Raw genomic sequence first — 16,893 nt, 5'->3', positions numbered from 1 at the left:
CGGTCGGAACTCCGCGACCCGAACTCGTCCACCGAGGTTGGTTTCGGCTTCGTATTTAAATGCTCGTGAGAGGTGGGGCCGATACGCTCTACGGTGAAAACGGGTGCGCGAAACCGGACGACCCACGTCGGCGCGTGCGCCAGCAGGGTCGCGGCCGACCGCTGGCCGCGACCCTGCGGGTTATCATGCGAGGGATGAGCACTGGAGCGGAGTTCTCGTGAACGAAGTGAACGAGAGCACGGAAGAGCGTCGCTCTTCCGGAGCGAAGCGCGCAATCGGTTGGGGAGGGTGTGGCTGATGCGGTGCGGTCTTCGAGACCAGTATCACGGCAATTGCACTCTGTTTGTCTCGAACCCGGTACGCGGACAACAGAAGGTACGTAAACCCTCACCCGATAGCTCCCGGTATGGCTGAAATCGACGTCGAACCCGTCGAACGAATCGAGGAGGATGTCGTTCCAACGGGTATCGACGCACCCGAGTACGTTCTCTACGGCGGGAAAGGCGGCGTGGGGAAGACGACGATGGCCGCCGCGACCGCGCTGGCGAGCGCGCGCGACGGAACCCGAACCTTGGTCGTCTCGACCGACCCGGCCCATTCGCTGTCGGACACGTTCGAGTACGACATTCCGTCGGAGGCGACGCGCATTCGGGAGGAGATTCCGCTGTACGCCGCCGAAATCGACCCGGACGCCGCGCTGGAAGAACAGGCCGGAATGCTCGGCGGCGAGAACCCCCTCGGCGGGATGCTCGGCGACGAGGACGACGGCCCGATGGCCTCGCTGCTGGGCGGGGCGATGCCCGGCGCGGACGAGGCGGCGGCGATGCAGAAACTGCTGGAGTTTCTGGACGACGAGCGATTCGAGAGAGTCGTGGTGGACACCGCGCCGACGGGTCACACCCTCCGGTTGCTCGAACTCCCCGAACTGATGGACACGATGGTCGGTCGGATGATGAGCCTTCGACAACGGTTTCAGGGCATGATGGACGGCGTGAAGGGGATGTTCGGCGGCGGTGCCGACGACCCGGAGGAGGGAATGGACGACTTGGACGCGTTCAAAGAGCGGATTCAAGACCTCCGGCGGACGCTCCGTGACCCGTCGAAGACGGACTTCCGCGTCGTCATGATTCCCGAGGAGATGAGCGTGTTCGAATCGAAGCGCCTGCTCGCGCAACTCGACGAGTTCGGCATCCCCGTCGGGACGGTCATCGTCAACCGCGTGATGGAGAACCTCGCCGACGTGACCGATTCGGTCGATTCGAGTCGTTTTGCGACGCCGAACCTGGAGGAATGTGAGTTCTGTCAGCAGCGGTGGGAGGTCCAGCAGGGCGCGCTCCGAGAGGCACAGGACGTGTTCCGCGGCCATACCATCAAACGAGTGCCGCTGTTCGCCGACGAAGTTCGCGGCGAGGAGATGTTGCGCGTCGTCGCAGCCTGTTTGGACTGACGCGTTCCGTCGGGAAGCGGTTTTGAATCGGATTCGGAATCAGTCGAAGAACTTTTTCACCCAGTCGCTTGTCGAAAGCTCGGAAACCGTCCCGTACAGCTTGTCGAGCCACGACGCGGGGAGGATGCGCGCGTAGTCGGTGAGCTGGGCCACCGTCCCGACCGGATACCGGGCGTCCGGATGTTGGACGTTCGCCGCGTCGAGGATGGTGTCCGCGACCTCTTTCGGGTGAACCGCGCCGGGCATGCCGCCGTCGACGGCCTGCCGGTCGCCGTACATCTCGTAGAAGCGGTCGTAGCCGCCGGAGCGCTCGACGCCTTCGATTTCGTCACTCGCCCGGTCGTAAAACTCGGTATCGACCGGACCGGGTTCGACGAGCACGACGTCGACGTCGTACTCGTCGACTTCGCCGCGGAGCGAGTCCGAGATGCCTTCCAGCGCGAACTTCGACCCGCTGTAGATACCCATGCCGGGGACGGCCACGCGGCCGACCGCGCTGGAGACGTTGATGATAGTCCCCTTCCCGCGCTCCCGCATGTGGGACAGCGCGGCCCGCGCCAGTCGAAGCGGTCCGTAGACGTTCACGTCGAACTGCGCGTGGACCTGTTCTATCGGCACGTCCTCGACCGGGCCGGGTTGGGCGTACCCCGCGTTGTTGACGAGACAGTCGAGATGACCGTGCTCGTCGATGATTTCGTCGATGACGCGCTCTACGTCGTCGGCTTCGGTGACGTCGAGCGTCGAAATGTGACAGCCCTTCTCCCCGAGCGTCTGAATGTCGGCGGGGTTCCGGGCGGTCGCGTACACCTCCCAGCCGTCCGCGAGGAACGACAGGGCGGTTTCCCGTCCGATGCCCGACGAACAGCCGGTTATCAGCACAGTCTCATCCATGGGGTTTCCTTCGGACGGGGGTGGCTAAGTATCAACGGTTTCCGTTACTTCATCGGCGTACGCGTCCGCCCGCCGCGTCGGTTCGGGAAGTTTGTAGCCTGCACAGAGTTGCCAGACCAGTTCCGCGGCCGTCTCGGCGCTCACGCGATGGCCTGGACTGACGTACAGCGGGTTGACGTGGCGCTTATCGGGATTCGGGTACTGGCGCGACTGCAGCGCGTAGCCGATGACCGTCCCGTCGGGCGCGCTGACCCGCGAGTTCGACACCACGGGAACGCGCTCGCCTTCGGCCATGTGTCCCTCCGGCGGGTCGCGGAGGTCGCCGCAGAGCAGGTTCTTGGCGACGCCGATGGCGGGCAGGTCGAGCATCACGCCGATGTGGGTGGCGATTCCGGCCTCCCGGAAGTGAATCCGTCCGCTCCCGTCCACGATTGCGAGGTCCGGTTCCACGGTCAGTTCCTCGAAGGCGCGTAAAATCGCCGTTCCCTCCCGGAACGACAGCAGGCCGGGGATGTACGGAATCTCCGTCTCGACGGCGGCATGGGCGCGCTCGATGACTTCGCCGTCCCGCGACGCGACGACAGCGCTCACCGCAAGGTCGCCGACGAACGCTTGGTCCACGCCGACGACGACGGGGGATTCGGGGGACTCGGTGGGCACGGCGACATCCGAATCGTCGTCCTCGCCCTCGTTCTCATCCTCGCCCGTCGGGAGGTGAGTCTGCGCGTCGTCCGTCGGTTCGGCGCGGACGCTCTCGGGGTCGAACTCGAACGCGTCCTCGAAAATCGCCGCGTCGGCCACCTCGTGCTGGAGTTCTTCCATCTCTTCGCGCGACAGCGAAGCGTCCGGCGCGAATTCGGGATGTGCGAGGCGCATCGGAAATCAGAATCGCCTACGTCCGCCCATGCCGCCGCCCCGCCGTCCACCGATGTCCAACTCGGAGGGGCCGCGTTTTCCTTCCCTCTTCAGTTTCGCGCCGTAGAGCAGGCCGATTCCCAGTCCTGTGAGGTGGGCCAGTTGGGCGACGCCGCCCGCACCCGCACCGCCGATGACGCTGGCGAATCCGGAGTAGACGGCGAAGAGGGCCGTTGCGAGCCAGAGGGGCATCGGGATGATGAAGTAGATGAGAATCTTCATGTTCGGGTTCAGCACCGTGAGGACGCCCATGACCGCCATGATAGCGCCGCTCGCGCCGAGAACGGCGGAGGTGCTGCCCATCATCGCGACGATGCCGACCTGCGCCAACCCGGCGAGGATGCCGCTGCCGAGGAACAGCGCCGTGAACTTCTTGCTCCCGATGCGCCGTTCCAACACGGGGCCGAAGAAGTACAGCGCGATGCCGTTGAAGAGGATGTGCGTGAAGCCGGTCGGGTTGTGGGCGAAGATGGACGTGACCCACGTCCAAACCCGTCCGATGTGTGTCGATTGGAGGACGAACAGTTCGGAGAACAACTGGGCGTCGCCCATGACGTTGATGACGAACACCTCGGCGATGAACGTCCCCACCATCAGCGTGAGGAACACGAACGTCATGTTCCCGCGGAAGTAGCTCAGCGGTCCGCCGGGACTCGTGTCCACGCTGAACCGACCACCGCCCTGCTTGTTCGCGCTATCGTCGAAGCCGCTGTCGAACACTCCCTTCGGGTCGTTCCACTGATTCAACCCCGGACAGGAGTGATTTTCCGGCAGTCGGTGTTCGGCGCAGAACGTCCCGCCGCACATTCGACACTGGTACGGCATGTTCTCGTCCTGCCCACACACGTCGCATTGCGCCATTAGTCCATGGTTTGAACCGATAGGCCAAATGGGTTTGGGTGAAGAGGATGCGAGAATTAGGGGAGAACGCGGCGACCGAACGGGTGACGGTCAGGCCGGTTTCCGCGCGCCGTAGACGGCGAAGTTGTAGTACTGCCAGACCGACGTCACCGACTCGAATCCGGCCTCTCGAAGCCACAGCAGTTGGTCCGTCAGCGCGTCCGGGTCGTCGAACTCGTCGCTGGCCTGCCAGCGGTTCATGAACTCCTCTTCCTCCCAGCCCTTCGAGCGAACCCAGTTCGCTATCATCGCCGACGAGACCGTTTCGAGGTGTGACGCGTCGAATCGAATCACGTCGCCGTTGACGAACCATCCGCCGGGAACGAGGGCGTCGGCGAGCGAGTCGAAGAGGGTCCGTTTTTCCGCCGACGGGAGGTGGTGGACCGCGAGCGAGGTGATTACGAGGTCGAACTCGTCGCTCGCCGTCGGATAGTCGTCCGGGAAGGTTCCCTGCACGATGTCGGCGCGGTCCCCGAACGTCTCCAGTTTTCGCTCGGCCTCGGCGAGCATTCCCTCGCTGTGGTCCACCGCGAGGACCGTGCTCTCCGGAAAGCGGGTCAGCAGTTTCGCCGTGAGTTCGCCCGTCCCCGCACCGAGTTCGAGGACGCGTATCTCCTCGGTCCGGTCCTGCGGCGGCGAGTTCAAAATCGCGTCGTGAAGTTCGTCGTACCGCGGGACGATGGCCTCGATACCGGGGTCGTAGAGGCTCGAATCCGCGAACACTTCGCCGGGCTTTTTCATGGCACCAGTTCCCCACGGGCGAAGTAATGCTTTTTCTGGCCTCATTCGAGCGGGGGAGAATTATGACCGAAACGCATAGGGCATGAGGTTTTTGCCCTCACGACGACGAGTATGGGGTGTGAAGGGGTACGAACGCAAAGGATTGCTGGAACGGGTCGAGCGGGAGGGCGCGACCGTCGGCGCATCGATTCCCGAGACGATTTCGGTCCAGGGACAGGACATCGACCTCCGGGAGTTCGTCTTCGAAATCAAGCGGCTGGACACGGTTCCCCCGGGAGAACGGGAGCGCGTGGAGCAGGCGAAGACGAACCTCCGCCGAGAACGGCTCCAGCGCAAGGAACGACTCGAAGAGGCGGACATCAGCTTCGAGGAAGGCGAGCGACTGGTCGAGAGCATCATCGGCATCGACCGAGCGCTGAACGCGCTCGAAAGCCTCGGGGCGACGAACCTCGAAGCCGAAGAGAAGGCGAAGGAGGCGGCCGACCAGAAGCGGTGGGTGTCGTTCCTCCAGAAAGCGCTCGGGAAGGAGAGCGCCGGAAAACGGTCTCGACTATGACTCGAAACGCCGAAGTCGCGGCGCTGTTCGAGGAGTACGCCGATTTGGTCGAAGCACAGGACGTGCAGTACAAGCCACAGGCCTATCGCCGCGCCGCGGACAACATCCGCGACTACCCCGAGGACATCGAGGAGTTGGCGGCCGAGGGTCCCGATGCAGTCGGGCAAATCCCGCAGGTCGGCGACTCCATCGCGAGCAAGGTCATCGAGTACTTCGAGACGGGCGAAATCGAGGAACTCGAAGAGGAACGCGCGAACCTCCCGGTCGAGATGGCGGAACTGACGCGCGTCGAGGGCGTCGGCCCGAAGACGGTCGGCGACCTCTATCACGAACTCGGCGTGCAGACGCTGGACGATTTGGAGGACGCCGCCCGCAAGGGGAAGATTCAGGAGATAAAGGGCTACGGTCCCAAATCGGAGCAGAACATCCTCGACGGCATCGAGTTCGCGCGGACGGTTCGCGGACGGGAACTGCTCGGCGACGCCCGTCCGGTCGGCGAGCAGGTGCTCGCCTTCTTCGACGAGATACCGACCGTCGGGCGACACGAACTCGCCGGGTCGCTCCGCCGCTGGCGCGAGACCATCGGCGACATCGACGTCCTCGCCGAGAGCGAGGAGAAGGAGGCGGTCATCGACGCCTTCACCGACTGGGGGCGGGCGACGGAGGTCATCGAGGCGGGGACGGACAAGGCCGCCGTCCGCGTCTCCGACATGCGAATCGACCTCCGGGTCGTCGTTCCCGAGGAGTTCGGCAGCGCCCTCCAGTACTTCACGGGAAGCAAGAATCACAACATCACCCTCAGAAACTACGCGATAGAGCAGGGCTACAAGGTGAACGAGTACGGCGTGTTCGATGTGAGTGATGTCGAAAACCCCGACGCTGGCCAGCGCGTCGGCGAGCGCGTCGCGGGCGAGACGGAAGCCAGCATGTACGACGCCCTCGGTTTGCCCCTGATTCCGCCCGAAATGCGCGAGGACAACGGCGAAATCGACGCCGCCCTCGCCGGGGACCTGCCCGACCTCATCGAAGAAGATGACGTGCGCGGCGACCTGCACCTGCACACGAACTGGTCGGACGGGAACGACACTATCGCGGAGATGGTCGAAGGGGCCGCCGACTTCGGTCACGACTACATCGCCATCTCCGACCACGCGACGGGTTCGGGAATGGTCGGCGGCGTCGGCTTGGACGACGAGGAACTCGAAGCACAGATAGACGAGGTTCGAGCGGTCGCCGAGGATGCCGCCATCGACGTGTTCACGGGGGTCGAGGCGAACATCGACCCGGACGGTGGAATCAGCGTCGGCGACGACGTGCTCGCCGACTTGGACGTCGTGGTCGCCTCGCCACACAGCGGTCTCGACGGCGACGGGACGGACCGCCTTATTCGAGCGATAGAGCATCCGAGCGTCGATATTCTGGGTCATCCGAGCGGTCGGCTCATCAACCGCCGTCCCGGTCACGATTTCGACGTCCGAGCGGTGGCGCGCGCCGCCGCGGACAACGGCGTCGCGCTGGAGATCAACAGCAACCCCCACCGACTCGACCTCTGGGGTGCGGCGGTACAGGTGGCGGTGGAGGAAGGTGCCACCATCGCCATCGACACCGACGCCCACAGCCCCGCGGAATACCGGAACGTCAGGTACGGCGTTCACACCGCACGACGGGGATGGGCGGAAGCGGCGGACGTGCTCAACGCCCGCGACGCGGCGGGTGTCCGCGAGTTCCTTCACTGATGGGTCGCCGCTTCTTTCTCGACGTGATGCTCGGGTCGCTCTCGACGTACCTCCGCATGTGCGGGTACGATGCGGCCTACGCGCTGGATAGGGGCGTCGAGGCGGACGACGCGATTCTCGAACTGGCCGGAACGGAGGACAGGACGCTCGTGACGCGGGACGTGCAACTGGCCGAGCGCGCCGACGACGCCTTCCTCATCGAATCGCTCGACGTCCGCGACCAACTCCGCGAACTCCGGAACGACGGGGTGGACCTCTCGCTGTCCGAACCCGCGCGGTGTTCTTCCTGTAACGGAAAACTGGTTCGGGACGACGGACCCGCGCCAGACCACGCGCCGGACGGCAAACCCGTCTGGCGGTGTCGAGACTGCGGAAAGCGGTTCTGGAAAGGGAGCCACTGGGAGTCGGTCGAGCGGACGCTCTCGGAGTTGTAGAGGATTTTTTGCTCTATAATTCGAGTTAACTACAGATCATATTATATTAATTTTTTCCCTAAATTCTTCTTCGATATTGTCAGAGTAGACCAATTGGGTGATGTCTTCGCGTTCAAGTGGGATCATTGTGGGATTCTCACAACTGTGTACTTCTCTTATAGCATCTTTAGTGAACCCGCCCATACTTACGAAACAAGATACAAAGCAACTACTTTGAAGATCAGCCAATTCAGCCTTCCTCTGTTGAATATGAATCTCTCGTTGCTTTGTGGGCTTCCGCTCCCATTTATTTTCGATAGGTACAAGATTTCCAGTTAGTCGGAATATTGTTTTATCAGCATCCGTGAAGTCTGCTAGAACGTCTACTTCGCCTCGATCTGTGTCAATCTTAGCCGCACACTCTACACCGTCTATTCGACTAAACTGAAGTGCTATGAGGTAGTCAAAGACTCGGCCCCGTTCCTGCTCATTTGAAACGCCGTCAAGTTGATCAAGCCTCTCAAATTCACGAGCGAGTACGTTTGAAGATGTGTCTACTGAGCTTGTACAATAGAGCTTCAGACGATCACCGAGTTTCGAAAAAAATCTGAGTTCAAACCCCCTTCAAATGAATACACTACTTCCCAATTAGATTGATCTCTAGTATTAAATGAATGGCCACAAAATTCACTCCTATCCCTGCTTGGTATATCTGATTTCTTTTTATATATCCCTTCTCGTTGGTCACAAATAGGGCACCGAACTTCTACTAGAGGCTTCAAAGTATCTTCTTCAATCAAGTATTCGATTACCGAAAATGCCTCTACGCGGGTGATGTCAGCACCTTTAACCATATCGGAGAGACGAAAGCGAGCAACGTCGGAGGAGTATAGCTCACTCAGGTATGAACTTATTCTCGTTAAGTTTGAGTTGCTGATATCCTCCAGTTTCTTTGAGTGCATTATGTATCACCTCCGTAATTTCGCTAATTTTCTTCTCCTGCTCGTTTCGTCTGAACGATATTCTACCTTTCTTTCGATTCAGATGGAACGCTGATGCCCCGCCGTCTAGTTCTACATATCCCATTGTGATTTCGGAACCATCATCGTCGAGTTCTTTTGTAACTCGATCATCATCCCGGACATCCTTTCTTTCACCAGATTCATCTTCTCCTGAGGTGAAAGAGATTGTGTCCACAGTACTTTCTTTTGTTTCTTGCAATCTTACTTTCAGACTCGTATATTTATCAACAATCCCGTTAAACTCCTTCTGAAATCCCGTATGGAAGTCTGGAACGTAAACATTGTCGTCTTGACCCATATTGAGCGAGCGAGCGATAGTGTTTACCACTCGTTCAGCCATTTTCGAATCAGATGCACGTATTTCGATTAAATCTATATCGTCCCTGATGACTGCTACACATCGACGCTCTAAAAATTCATTAGTGATCCTTCCGGTGGCCGCATCCTCGCTAGTAGTGGTGTCAAAGTAACCAAAGGACAGGTATTGACGGGAGTCATATCCCTCATCTGACGCGAAATAGACTGTACGTGTTTCCCCTTCTACTTCACTGGGACTTGGCACCTTTTCTCGGCAATAATTGGAAACTTCGTCGAATTTAAAGTCAGAAATTCCAGTAATAACGTGGTAGTTAATAGTTACACTTCCAGCATATCGGAATTCGGATAATATTGTGGAGAATTCTTCATCTGAAACTTCTTTAGCGACTTGTCGCTGTATATCACCGGAACGATCTGAGAGATTTATCCCCAGTCGTTCAACACACCGTTCAAGAGGTTTTCCCTTTATCCCTAACTGCGATAATTCTTCAACACGACTCAACATCTTCTTGTCTTGATCGAATATGCTTTCATCGTCAACCAGCCCCATATAAGTTGATTTAATGATCAATATAATAAAGAGTACGGTATACAGTGAAAGTACAATACATAAAATAAGTGTTCCCTTGTGACCGGAATCCTACTAATTCACCGGTTCGATTCCCACTTCTCGCAGGCGTCCATGTCGGACATCCGCCGGTCGTGCAGGCCGCAGTAGGGCGTCATGCCGGAGTCGGTGCGGACGTAATCGAAGTGGGCGCAGTTGCCGCAGTAGGCGTCCGTCGGGTTCGCCGGGGTCGATTCGGTCGCGGCGGTCCCGCTCGTCCCTTGTCCTGTCGCGTCCACGGGCGAGGAGATGTCGTCGTTCGCCGCGCCGCCATCGCTGACGGCTTCGGTACCGACCGGGTCGTCGCCGAAGACGCCGATGCCGCCGAGACCGCTGGGTTTCTCGACTTCGACGATTTTCGTCTCGCCCTTGCGCGTGACCTCCATCGTGACGGTTCCGCCGGGGTCGTTGCGCGTCTTGAAGTTCACGACGGCGGTGAACAGACACCAGAACGTCGTGATGAGGCCGGTGAAGTACACCGCGACGACGGGCAGGGTGAGGTGTTCGCCGTGTCCGCGCCAGTGTTGCGGGTAGGCGTACCAGAACATGGCGACGCCGAGAATCGTGATGCTGGACCCGATGGCCGCCGCCGCCCGCACGCGGTCGCTCGTGGCGGGGAGAACGACGAACACGCCGACGAAGACGGCGGGGACGCCCAACCCGGCGGTGATGCCCGCGAGTCTGTACGACCCGTAGTTGTCGAGACCCATCGCCGCGAAACTGTTCGTCGTCGCCGCGAGGATACCCACGACGACGAGCAACGACCCGACGAGAAACAGGCCGACGCCGAGATAGAGGCGTCGGGGGCGTTTTTTCACGCCGCCGTGCCCTTCGTACGTTTCCCCGAGGCTTGTCATGTGTCTGCCATTGGAGGCCTCCTACTAAACTACTGCGTCAGACAGGTATCACTATCGTTTGATTTCGGACACGAGATGGAGAAAAGTCGCGTACACGGACGGCATTACTGACGAACACGAACCGAAATCATTTCCGACAAGACGCCGGACGGAGCGTCTCCGAATATGACCTTCGACGGAAAACAAGACAGCGACCGGAGGGAGCGATAGGCCGGTGACACAACCGCCGGAAATCAGTAATTTCCACAAACAGCAGAAGTCCGGCAGTGTCACAACCGCCGGAATCCGCCAGTGTCACAACCGCGGAACCCTGTCTCCCTCCGGAAAATCTCCGATTTCCGGGCCAAGGAACCCCCTGAATGCGCGTCGAAGACGCGCAAGAGGGGGTGACGACGGCTTTTGGTCCAGATTTTGCAAGGGAGGAAGGCCGAATCCGCCGCGAATCGCGCCGGATTCGGCTCCCGACCGCGGCAAAAGGTGGGTTCGAAAAACCTAATCCCCACCCTGTCAAACGGCCCAGTATGGCTGACGATACCGAAGACGAAGGGCCCGCTGTCGAACTCGGCGAGCGCGAGCCCGTCGATGGCGCACCGCTCGCACGAGTCACCTCGCGGTTGTTCTGGCCCGTCCAGAAGAGCGAAGTCGAACGAAAGGAGGGAGGCGAGACGATTCGGACCCCGGACGGCCCGCAGGAACTCGCCGACGTGCTGGAAGCGGTCGACGAAACGTACTTCCAGAGCGAACAGGAGTTCACCAACGCCGTCGAGGACGCCATCGGAACCGGACCGATTCCCACCGCCGACGATTCGTGAACTTCTCCCGGACCGTCGGGGACCGGACGTTCGGCCTGACGTGGGTACGGTTGTCGCTCCTCGTCGGGGCGCTCATCGCGGTTGCGTGGTCGTACTGGCCGAGCACCGGCGGGAGTCTGAACCTCCGCGTTTTCCGCGACGTGACGCTGTACATCGTCGTTCCCGGCGCGCTCGCGGTGACGCACGGTCGCCGCATCGGCTATCGGGTGAACCGGAAAGCGATTCGCAACACGCTCGTTCTCGCGGCGTTCGTCGTCCCGATATACGTCGTCGGGTCGTCGCTCCCGACGATTCGGACCTACTACCCGATGTGGGAGACGAACGCCGCACTCGGGAGCTTTCTCCCGCACGCGGTGAAGCAGTTCATCGTCGTTCTCGCCGCCGAAACGTACTATCGCGGCTTTCTCTGCGTCGGCGTTCGGAAGATCGGTTTCAAGAGCGTCTTCGTGAGTCCGATAATCTACGCGTTTCACCACTTGGGTAAGCCGCCGGTCGAGGTCATCCTCTCGGGACCGACGGACGTGCTGTTCGGCGCGGTGGATTACAACTGCGATTCGGTGTTGCCGTCCGTCGTCGCCCACGGTATCGGCCTGATGCTCCTCGACTGGTTGGTGCTCCACGAACCGCTCATCCCACAGGATACCGTGTTGAACTGGCTGTCGTGGCTTCCGGTGCATCTGTGATGTCCGGCATGGTCGGGATGGTCGAGCGGATGGAAGATGAAGTGTCCCCGATGACGGCGCTCGCCGTCGCCATCGTCGCGGTGAGTACGAGCGCCATCCTCATCGAACTCAGCAACGCGCCGAGCATCGTCAAGGCGCTGTACCGGTCGCTGTTCACGACGCTGTTGCTCGCGCCGTTCGCGGTCACGCGCTATCGGGACGACCTCCGGGCGTTCTCGCAACGTGACTTGCTCATCGCGGTCGTCACCGGGTGTGCACTCGCCGGGCATTTCATCGCGTGGTTCGAGAGTTTGGACTGGACCACGGTCGCCGCGTCTGTGACGCTCGTTCAGTCACAACCGCTCTTCGTGGCATTCGGCGCGTGGGCGCTGTTGGACGAGCGCGTCACTCGAAAAACGATGGTCGGCATCCTCGTCGCACTGCTCGGGATGGTGGCGATGTCGTTCGGCGACTTCCTCTCTCCCGCGACGGTCGCGGGACAGCGCCCGCTCTACGGCAATGCGCTCGCGGTCATCGGGGCGATTGCGGCGGCGGGCTACGTCCTCGCCGGGCGCTCGCTCCGCCAACGGGTGTCCCTGATTCCCTACGTGACCGTGGTGTACGGCGTCTCCACGGTCGTACTGTTCGGTGCCGCGCTGACGAGCGGTGCGCAGGTTTCCCTCGCCGCGTACCGACCGACGGAGTGGGTGCTGTTTTTGGGTATGGCCGTCGGTCCCGGCATCTTCGGTCACACCGTCATCAACTGGGCGCTGAAATACGTCGAATCGAGCGTCGTGAGCGTCACGCTCCTCGGCGAACCCGTCGGTAGCACGGTGCTCGCGTTGGTTATCCTCGGACAGGTACCGGGCGTCGCAACGATGGTCGGCGGCGCCGTCGTCCTCGGCGGCATCTACGTCGCCTCGACCGGACGGGAAAGCCAGTAGTCCGGACGGGAAAACCAGTAATTCGGCCGTGACGGTCGGTACTTCGGCCGCGAACCGTCAGTAGTCAGTAGCTCGGCCGCTCTTCGTACTCGATGGGGTCGCGCTCGCCGACGTTCTGGAAGGCTTGCAGGCGGAGCGCACAGGAATCACAGGTACCACAGGCGGGTTCTTCCGCGCGGTAGCAACTCCACGTCAGTTCGTACGGCACGTCGAGTTCGACCCCGCGCTCCGCGATATCCGTCTTGCTGAACTCGACGAACGGCGCGACGAGTTCGATGGACGTGTCGTCCTTCGTTCCGGTGTCGACGACGGCCTGAAACGCCTCGAAGAACTGCGGGCGGCAGTCCGGATACCCCGAAAAATCCTCGCTGTGTGCGCCGATGAACACGGCGTCACAATCGTTCGCTTCCGCACAGGAGACGGCCATCGAAAGCAGGTTCGCGTTTCGGAACGGGACGTAGGTGTCGGGCACCTCGTCGCTCTCCAAGTCGGCGTCCTCCACGGTCATCTCGTCGTCGGTGAGACTCGACCCGCCTATTTTGGCGAGGTGGCTCGTCTCGACGTGGAGGAATCCGGCGTCGAGTTCGTCGGCCTGTCGTTTCGCACAGTCGAACTCCTTGCTCTCGGTTCGCTGGCCGTAGGACGTGTGCAGGAAGAACGGTTCGTAGCCCCGTTCGCGCGCTTCGTAGGCGGCCGTGGCGCTGTCCATCCCGCCGGAAGCGAGGATGACCGCGCGCTTTTCGGGTCGGCCGGTATCAGTCGTCTCGTTGGCGGTCGTCTCGCTGGCAGTCGTCTCGTTTTCGCTCGTCTCGTCGCTTGTGTCGTTTCGTATCATGGTATCGTTGCTACGTCTGTTTTGTCGTCGTTCAAGTACCCGGTGCGTCGTTCCACAGGTCAACGTGCAGTCGCGGCGTGTAGCGATAGCCGAACTCCATCGCCAGTTGTGCGACTCGCTCGCGGGTTTCGTCGAGTTGCTCGCGGGTCGCTCCTTCCGGCATCAGGAGCACGTCGGTATCGGAGGGCGGTTCGTCGGCGGTCGCGCGAACGTCCGAAACCAGTTCCTCGATTTCTTCGAGGTCGCCGTCGTCGGTGACGACGAACTTCATCTGGGTGTCGTAGGCGTCCACCAGCGCCGCGAGCGTCTCCACGTCGATTCGCCGCTCCTCGTGCCGGTCCTCCCACTCGCCGTCGCCTTTCGGGTCGGTTTCGGGCGTCGGCGTCGAGGAGGCCAGTTTCGGGCTGACGCTCGCCAAGTCGATGGGGGCGTCGCGGAATATCGTCCCGTTCGTCTCGACCGTCGTGTGATAGCCCCGCTCCGAAAGGCGGTCGAGCAGGGTGACGGACTCCTCGTGTACCAGCGGTTCACCACCCGTGAGGACGACGTGGTTCGCGTCGTAGGATTCGACCTCCGCGACGATTTCGTCCACCGTCATCCGGGCGTGCGTCGGTTCCCACGAGGTGTGATACGAATCGCAGAACCAACAGCGGAGGTTACAGCCGCTCGTCCGCACGAACACGCTCGGAACGCCCGCGAGCGTCCCCTCCCCCTGCAGGGAGTAGAACAACTCGTTGATGGGCAACGACGGTTCGTCCGAGTCCGCCCCCTCGCGCTCGCCGTCGGCGCGTTTCCCGTCACTCGGTTCGGTCGCGTTCACCGGCATGATCAGACGGGGGCACCACAGAGTTCAGCCGTCTCGCTCACCTCGACCGCCACCTCGGAGACGTTCCCCGGCAGTTCCTCGCGGAACCGGCGTTCGAGTTCGAGGCTCATCACCTCCGCCGTCGGCGGGTCCTCGAAGAGGACGACCGCCGACCCGTCGCCGCTCTCCTCGAAGGCGTCCACGAGCGGGTCGCCCTTCTCCAGCAGGAACATGTGGTCCCACTCGGAGAGTATCGCAGTAATATCCCCCTTGTCCACGACCCACCCCTCCTCGGTGAGTTCACCGACGACGGTTACCTCGATTTCGTAGTTGTGGCCGTGTGGTCGGCTGCATTTCCCGTCGTGATGCAGCAGTCGGTGACCGGCGCTGATGCGAATCGGACGGTCGCGCCCGATGTGAAGCGTTCGTTCGTGAGATGATTCGAGTAAAGATGTAGGCATATTCGGAGATTATCGAGAGAATACTTAAACGCATCACTCTCAATCGGTCGTGAGGTGAGATGGGTGAGTGGGAATCTTCGATTTCCTTCTCCAGAATCGTGGTCCCGTCTCTTTCGGGGATTTCAATCGTAATGAATATGTGTCGTTAGTATTACACTCGTGTAGTATGGGAAGTACTGTCGAAAACTTGCAAAATTTTGGCGACCTCGAAGATCACACCAAACTTCGGTATCTGATAATGGGAAGCGGGGTTATGGTGATTTTCGTCGGAATCGTACTGTTCGTGCTGATAGATGACCCCCTCATTGCACTGCTTGCCATCGCCGCTGGCATCCTCGACATTACTGTCGTCTCGAAATTCATCGCCAACCAGAGCAAGCGGGCCAACGAGGACGCCTGACACTATCGCACTGCAGTCGAGATTCCACGAATCGTGTTCTGACTCGGAAACGAAGGGAAGTGTAACCCCATCTCTCGGGGTTCAAACCTTTCGCATTTCGAGTTCGTAAACGCGCCTCGCTGCCGCTCGAACGTTTACTTCCAGAAAATGCTCCGTCAGGGATTCGAACCCTGGTCCTTGCCGTGAGAGGGCAAGATGATTGGCCGGACTACACCAACGGAGCGCGTGTACTCATTCGTAATCGCACGGACTGTTTAACAGTTGCGTTTCGAGAGCGCCGTGGCTGTCGGTCACACATTCAGAAACGCGAACAGGCGCGGCTCTCGACGGAGCGATTATCCGAAAAAACGACCCTTATCTGTCGAGCGGCGACCCGGCGGCGTCGGGTTCGTGACCGTCGAGGCTGATGATGTTCTCGCGGCCGACGCGGAGTTTGCTTATCTCGCCGTCCTCCTCCATCTCGGAGAGCAGCATGCTGACTTTGGATTTCGACCAGCCGGTTTCGTCCACGATGTTGACCTGCTTCATCCGACCGCCGTTTTCGCGGAGCAGCTTTTTCACCCGTGCCTCGTCGGTGAGCAGTTCCTCGTCGCTGACCGCCGGTTCGGCAGAGCCGGTGGTCGATTCAGTTGCGGCGGACCCACCGGGGCCCCCGCCTCCGCCTCCACCGCTCGGGGTACTACGACCGGAGGACAGCGAGCCGAGGCTTCCCTGTCGCCACGCGAACACCGCAGCCAAGCCGATGAGGACGACGAGCGCCGCGATGAAGAACATCATCGGCGAGTTCGAGCCGGATCTTTCGCCGCCGCTCCCCGGTGGCACGTTCGCGCCGCCCGTGGTCGATGTCGTGCTCGTGGACGAACTCGACTGGGGTGGCGAGGAGAACTTCACCATCGGACGCTGGTCGTTGAACTCACGGGGACCGGTCCACGAGACGGAATCGCTTTCCGCCAGCGTATCGCCCGCTATGCTTCGTCCCTTCGCCGGTTGTGCGGATTTGAAGGACATACCGTCCGCGGGATAGACGACGAGTTTCTGATTATCCCCGAGGTAGAGTCCTCCTTGAAATACGTCACCGAAGACGGTCGTGTTTCCGCTGCCGTAAGCGAATCCCGACCATCGGAACGACATCTCGACGACGCCGCGGGTCGTGTCTCCGGTCAGTCCCGCTTGGTTGATGAAGGCCCGCTTGGAGAAGTTACCAGCGGTCATCTTCCGTTTCGTTCGGTTGTTCGCCGTCGAGGTCAGTTCGACCGCGTTCTCCCTGAAATTCTTATACAGTTCCGTGTCGGAGGTGTTGAAGTTCTGTGCGAACTCCTCGAACTGCTTGCGTTCCTGTTGCGTTTCTAACGTTTTCTCGTAGCGGAATGTCCATATCGCAGTGCTGTCACTGTGGACGAGAATGTGAAATTCGACGTCATCGAACTCCTGGGAGGTAGTGATCTTCTGCGGAGTCGGGGCGTTGCTCTGGGCCGTCCCGAACGTGGGAAACGACGCGATGAGCAGCACCGTGATGAGGCCGACAGCCAGGAGCCGTCTCATGTACCTTATCGTCCATGCCCGGATATAAA

General features: G+C 60.7%; 19 protein-coding genes and 1 tRNA gene. 9 read left to right on the top strand and 11 right to left on the bottom strand.

Annotated elements, in window-relative coordinates; translation table 11 throughout:
• Positions 1-59 precede the first annotated feature (59 nt).
• Positions 60-221, top strand: a complete 162-nt coding sequence (locus OPC11_RS08645) for a hypothetical protein (protein ID WP_264781625.1) — start codon at positions 60-62, stop codon at positions 219-221.
• Positions 222-406: 185 nt separating this feature from the next.
• Positions 407-1,447, top strand: a complete 1,041-nt coding sequence (locus OPC11_RS08640) for a TRC40/GET3/ArsA family transport-energizing ATPase (protein WP_007978366.1) — start codon at positions 407-409, stop codon at positions 1,445-1,447.
• A gap of 39 nt (positions 1,448-1,486) precedes the next feature.
• Here OPC11_RS08640 and OPC11_RS08635 read toward each other — a convergent pair whose 3' ends face one another.
• The 4 genes from OPC11_RS08635 to OPC11_RS08620 all read right to left on the bottom strand — a co-directional run bounded on the left by OPC11_RS08635 (position 1,487) and on the right by OPC11_RS08620 (position 4,894).
• The gene (locus OPC11_RS08635) at positions 1,487-2,338 is read right to left on the bottom strand and encodes an SDR family oxidoreductase (protein WP_007978367.1); all 852 of its coding nucleotides are present in this window, start codon (positions 2,336-2,338) and stop codon (positions 1,487-1,489) included.
• A gap of 24 nt (positions 2,339-2,362) precedes the next feature.
• Complete coding sequence (locus OPC11_RS08630) at positions 2,363-3,214, bottom strand: endonuclease V (RefSeq protein ID WP_264781624.1); 852 nt, start codon at positions 3,212-3,214, stop codon at positions 2,363-2,365.
• A 6-nt stretch (positions 3,215-3,220) separates the two neighbouring features.
• Positions 3,221-4,114, bottom strand: coding sequence for a rhomboid family intramembrane serine protease (locus tag OPC11_RS08625; RefSeq protein ID WP_007978381.1), 894 nt, complete (start codon positions 4,112-4,114; stop codon positions 3,221-3,223).
• Positions 4,115-4,204: 90 nt separating this feature from the next.
• Positions 4,205-4,894, bottom strand: coding sequence for a class I SAM-dependent methyltransferase (locus tag OPC11_RS08620; protein WP_007978384.1), 690 nt, complete (start codon positions 4,892-4,894; stop codon positions 4,205-4,207).
• 118 nt (positions 4,895-5,012) lie between these two features.
• Between OPC11_RS08620 and OPC11_RS08615 the strand changes: the two genes are divergently transcribed.
• From OPC11_RS08615 to OPC11_RS08605, 3 genes are read left to right on the top strand one after another with little or no spacing between them, the layout of a single operon-like run.
• Positions 5,013-5,450 (top strand): DUF5788 family protein, encoded by a 438-nt coding sequence (locus OPC11_RS08615; RefSeq protein ID WP_007978386.1) that lies wholly within the window; start codon positions 5,013-5,015, stop codon positions 5,448-5,450.
• Complete coding sequence (gene polX, locus OPC11_RS08610; protein ID WP_264781623.1) at positions 5,447-7,186, top strand: DNA polymerase/3'-5' exonuclease PolX; 1,740 nt, start codon at positions 5,447-5,449, stop codon at positions 7,184-7,186. Before OPC11_RS08615 ends, polX begins: the two co-directional genes overlap by 4 nt.
• Positions 7,186-7,620, top strand: coding sequence for a Mut7-C RNAse domain-containing protein (locus OPC11_RS08605; protein ID WP_264781622.1), 435 nt, complete (start codon positions 7,186-7,188; stop codon positions 7,618-7,620). Before polX ends, OPC11_RS08605 begins: the two co-directional genes overlap by 1 nt.
• 873 nt (positions 7,621-8,493) lie before the next feature.
• Here OPC11_RS08605 and OPC11_RS08600 read toward each other — a convergent pair.
• Entirely contained in the window at positions 8,494-9,489 is a 996-nt protein-coding gene (locus tag OPC11_RS08600; RefSeq protein WP_264781621.1) for a hypothetical protein, read from the bottom strand.
• A 98-nt stretch (positions 9,490-9,587) separates the two neighbouring features.
• On the bottom strand, positions 9,588-10,403 hold the full coding sequence (locus tag OPC11_RS08595) for a hypothetical protein (protein WP_264781620.1): 816 nt from the start codon (positions 10,401-10,403) through the stop codon (positions 9,588-9,590).
• 521 nt (positions 10,404-10,924) lie between these two features.
• Here OPC11_RS08595 and OPC11_RS08590 point away from each other — a divergent pair.
• The 3 genes from OPC11_RS08590 to OPC11_RS08580 are packed head-to-tail and all read left to right on the top strand — an operon-like array spanning position 10,925 to position 12,821.
• The gene (locus OPC11_RS08590; protein WP_007978398.1) at positions 10,925-11,215 is read left to right on the top strand and encodes a DUF5789 family protein; all 291 of its coding nucleotides are present in this window, start codon (positions 10,925-10,927) and stop codon (positions 11,213-11,215) included.
• Positions 11,212-11,898 (top strand): CPBP family glutamic-type intramembrane protease, encoded by a 687-nt coding sequence (locus OPC11_RS08585; RefSeq protein WP_069451700.1) that lies wholly within the window; start codon positions 11,212-11,214, stop codon positions 11,896-11,898. Before OPC11_RS08590 ends, OPC11_RS08585 begins: the two co-directional genes overlap by 4 nt.
• Positions 11,898-12,821 (top strand): DMT family transporter, encoded by a 924-nt coding sequence (locus tag OPC11_RS08580; RefSeq protein ID WP_264781619.1) that lies wholly within the window; start codon positions 11,898-11,900, stop codon positions 12,819-12,821. Before OPC11_RS08585 ends, OPC11_RS08580 begins: the two co-directional genes overlap by 1 nt.
• 64 nt (positions 12,822-12,885) lie before the next feature.
• Here OPC11_RS08580 and queC read toward each other — a convergent pair whose 3' ends face one another.
• Genes queC through OPC11_RS08565 form a run of 3 tightly spaced genes read right to left on the bottom strand, consistent with a single transcriptional unit; the run spans position 12,886 to position 14,922 of the window.
• A complete protein-coding gene (gene queC / locus OPC11_RS08575) occupies positions 12,886-13,656 on the bottom strand; it encodes a 7-cyano-7-deazaguanine synthase QueC (RefSeq protein WP_264781618.1) in 771 nt (256 codons plus the stop codon).
• Positions 13,657-13,687: 31 nt separating this feature from the next.
• Positions 13,688-14,482, bottom strand: a complete 795-nt coding sequence (locus OPC11_RS08570; RefSeq protein WP_264781617.1) for a 7-carboxy-7-deazaguanine synthase QueE — start codon at positions 14,480-14,482, stop codon at positions 13,688-13,690.
• Positions 14,483-14,484: 2 nt separating this feature from the next.
• A complete protein-coding gene (locus OPC11_RS08565; protein WP_264781616.1) occupies positions 14,485-14,922 on the bottom strand; it encodes a 6-pyruvoyl tetrahydropterin synthase family protein in 438 nt (145 codons plus the stop codon).
• A 253-nt stretch (positions 14,923-15,175) separates the two neighbouring features.
• Between OPC11_RS08565 and OPC11_RS08560 the strand changes: the two genes are divergently transcribed.
• Entirely contained in the window at positions 15,176-15,322 is a 147-nt protein-coding gene (locus OPC11_RS08560; protein WP_264781615.1) for a hypothetical protein, read from the top strand.
• 148 nt (positions 15,323-15,470) lie between these two features.
• Here OPC11_RS08560 and OPC11_RS08555 read toward each other — a convergent pair.
• Positions 15,471-15,545 (bottom strand) — tRNA-Glu (locus OPC11_RS08555).
• A gap of 131 nt (positions 15,546-15,676) precedes the next feature.
• A complete protein-coding gene (locus OPC11_RS08550) occupies positions 15,677-16,864 on the bottom strand; it encodes a hypothetical protein (RefSeq protein ID WP_264781614.1) in 1,188 nt (395 codons plus the stop codon).
• Between the last annotated feature and the right edge of the window lie 29 nt (positions 16,865-16,893).

The organism is Haladaptatus sp. T7, from assembly GCF_026008575.1.
GTDB lineage: Archaea > Halobacteriota > Halobacteria > Halobacteriales > Haladaptataceae > Haladaptatus > Haladaptatus paucihalophilus.
The sequence above is the reverse complement of the archived record's forward strand: the minus strand, read 5'-3'. Positions and strand labels throughout refer to the sequence as shown.

What these genes read in the sequence shown, in the direction of transcription:
- OPC11_RS08630 (WP_264781624.1), bottom strand. Translation starts at nt 3,214, where the DNA reads ATGCGCCTCGCACATCCCGAATTCGCGCCGGACGCTTCGCTGTCGCGC.
- queC (WP_264781618.1), bottom strand. Translation starts at nt 13,656, where the DNA reads ATGATACGAAACGACACAAGCGACGAGACGAGCGAAAACGAGACGACT.
- OPC11_RS08550 (WP_264781614.1), bottom strand. Translation starts at nt 16,864, where the DNA reads ATGAGACGGCTCCTGGCTGTCGGCCTCATCACGGTGCTGCTCATCGCG.
- OPC11_RS08570 (WP_264781617.1), bottom strand. Translation starts at nt 14,482, where the DNA reads ATGCCGGTGAACGCGACCGAACCGAGTGACGGGAAACGCGCCGACGGC.
- OPC11_RS08595 (WP_264781620.1), bottom strand. Translation starts at nt 10,403, where the DNA reads ATGACAAGCCTCGGGGAAACGTACGAAGGGCACGGCGGCGTGAAAAAA.
- polX (WP_264781623.1), top strand. Translation starts at nt 5,447, where the DNA reads ATGACTCGAAACGCCGAAGTCGCGGCGCTGTTCGAGGAGTACGCCGAT.
- OPC11_RS08605 (WP_264781622.1), top strand. Translation starts at nt 7,186, where the DNA reads ATGGGTCGCCGCTTCTTTCTCGACGTGATGCTCGGGTCGCTCTCGACG.
- OPC11_RS08640 (WP_007978366.1), top strand. Translation starts at nt 407, where the DNA reads ATGGCTGAAATCGACGTCGAACCCGTCGAACGAATCGAGGAGGATGTC.
- OPC11_RS08590 (WP_007978398.1), top strand. Translation starts at nt 10,925, where the DNA reads ATGGCTGACGATACCGAAGACGAAGGGCCCGCTGTCGAACTCGGCGAG.
- OPC11_RS08635 (WP_007978367.1), bottom strand. Translation starts at nt 2,338, where the DNA reads ATGGATGAGACTGTGCTGATAACCGGCTGTTCGTCGGGCATCGGACGG.
- OPC11_RS08600 (WP_264781621.1), bottom strand. Translation starts at nt 9,489, where the DNA reads ATGGGGCTGGTTGACGATGAAAGCATATTCGATCAAGACAAGAAGATG.
- OPC11_RS08560 (WP_264781615.1), top strand. Translation starts at nt 15,176, where the DNA reads ATGGTGATTTTCGTCGGAATCGTACTGTTCGTGCTGATAGATGACCCC.
- OPC11_RS08620 (WP_007978384.1), bottom strand. Translation starts at nt 4,894, where the DNA reads ATGAAAAAGCCCGGCGAAGTGTTCGCGGATTCGAGCCTCTACGACCCC.
- OPC11_RS08580 (WP_264781619.1), top strand. Translation starts at nt 11,898, where the DNA reads ATGTCCGGCATGGTCGGGATGGTCGAGCGGATGGAAGATGAAGTGTCC.
- OPC11_RS08645 (WP_264781625.1), top strand. Translation starts at nt 60, where the DNA reads ATGCTCGTGAGAGGTGGGGCCGATACGCTCTACGGTGAAAACGGGTGC.
- OPC11_RS08625 (WP_007978381.1), bottom strand. Translation starts at nt 4,114, where the DNA reads ATGGCGCAATGCGACGTGTGTGGGCAGGACGAGAACATGCCGTACCAG.
- OPC11_RS08565 (WP_264781616.1), bottom strand. Translation starts at nt 14,922, where the DNA reads ATGCCTACATCTTTACTCGAATCATCTCACGAACGAACGCTTCACATC.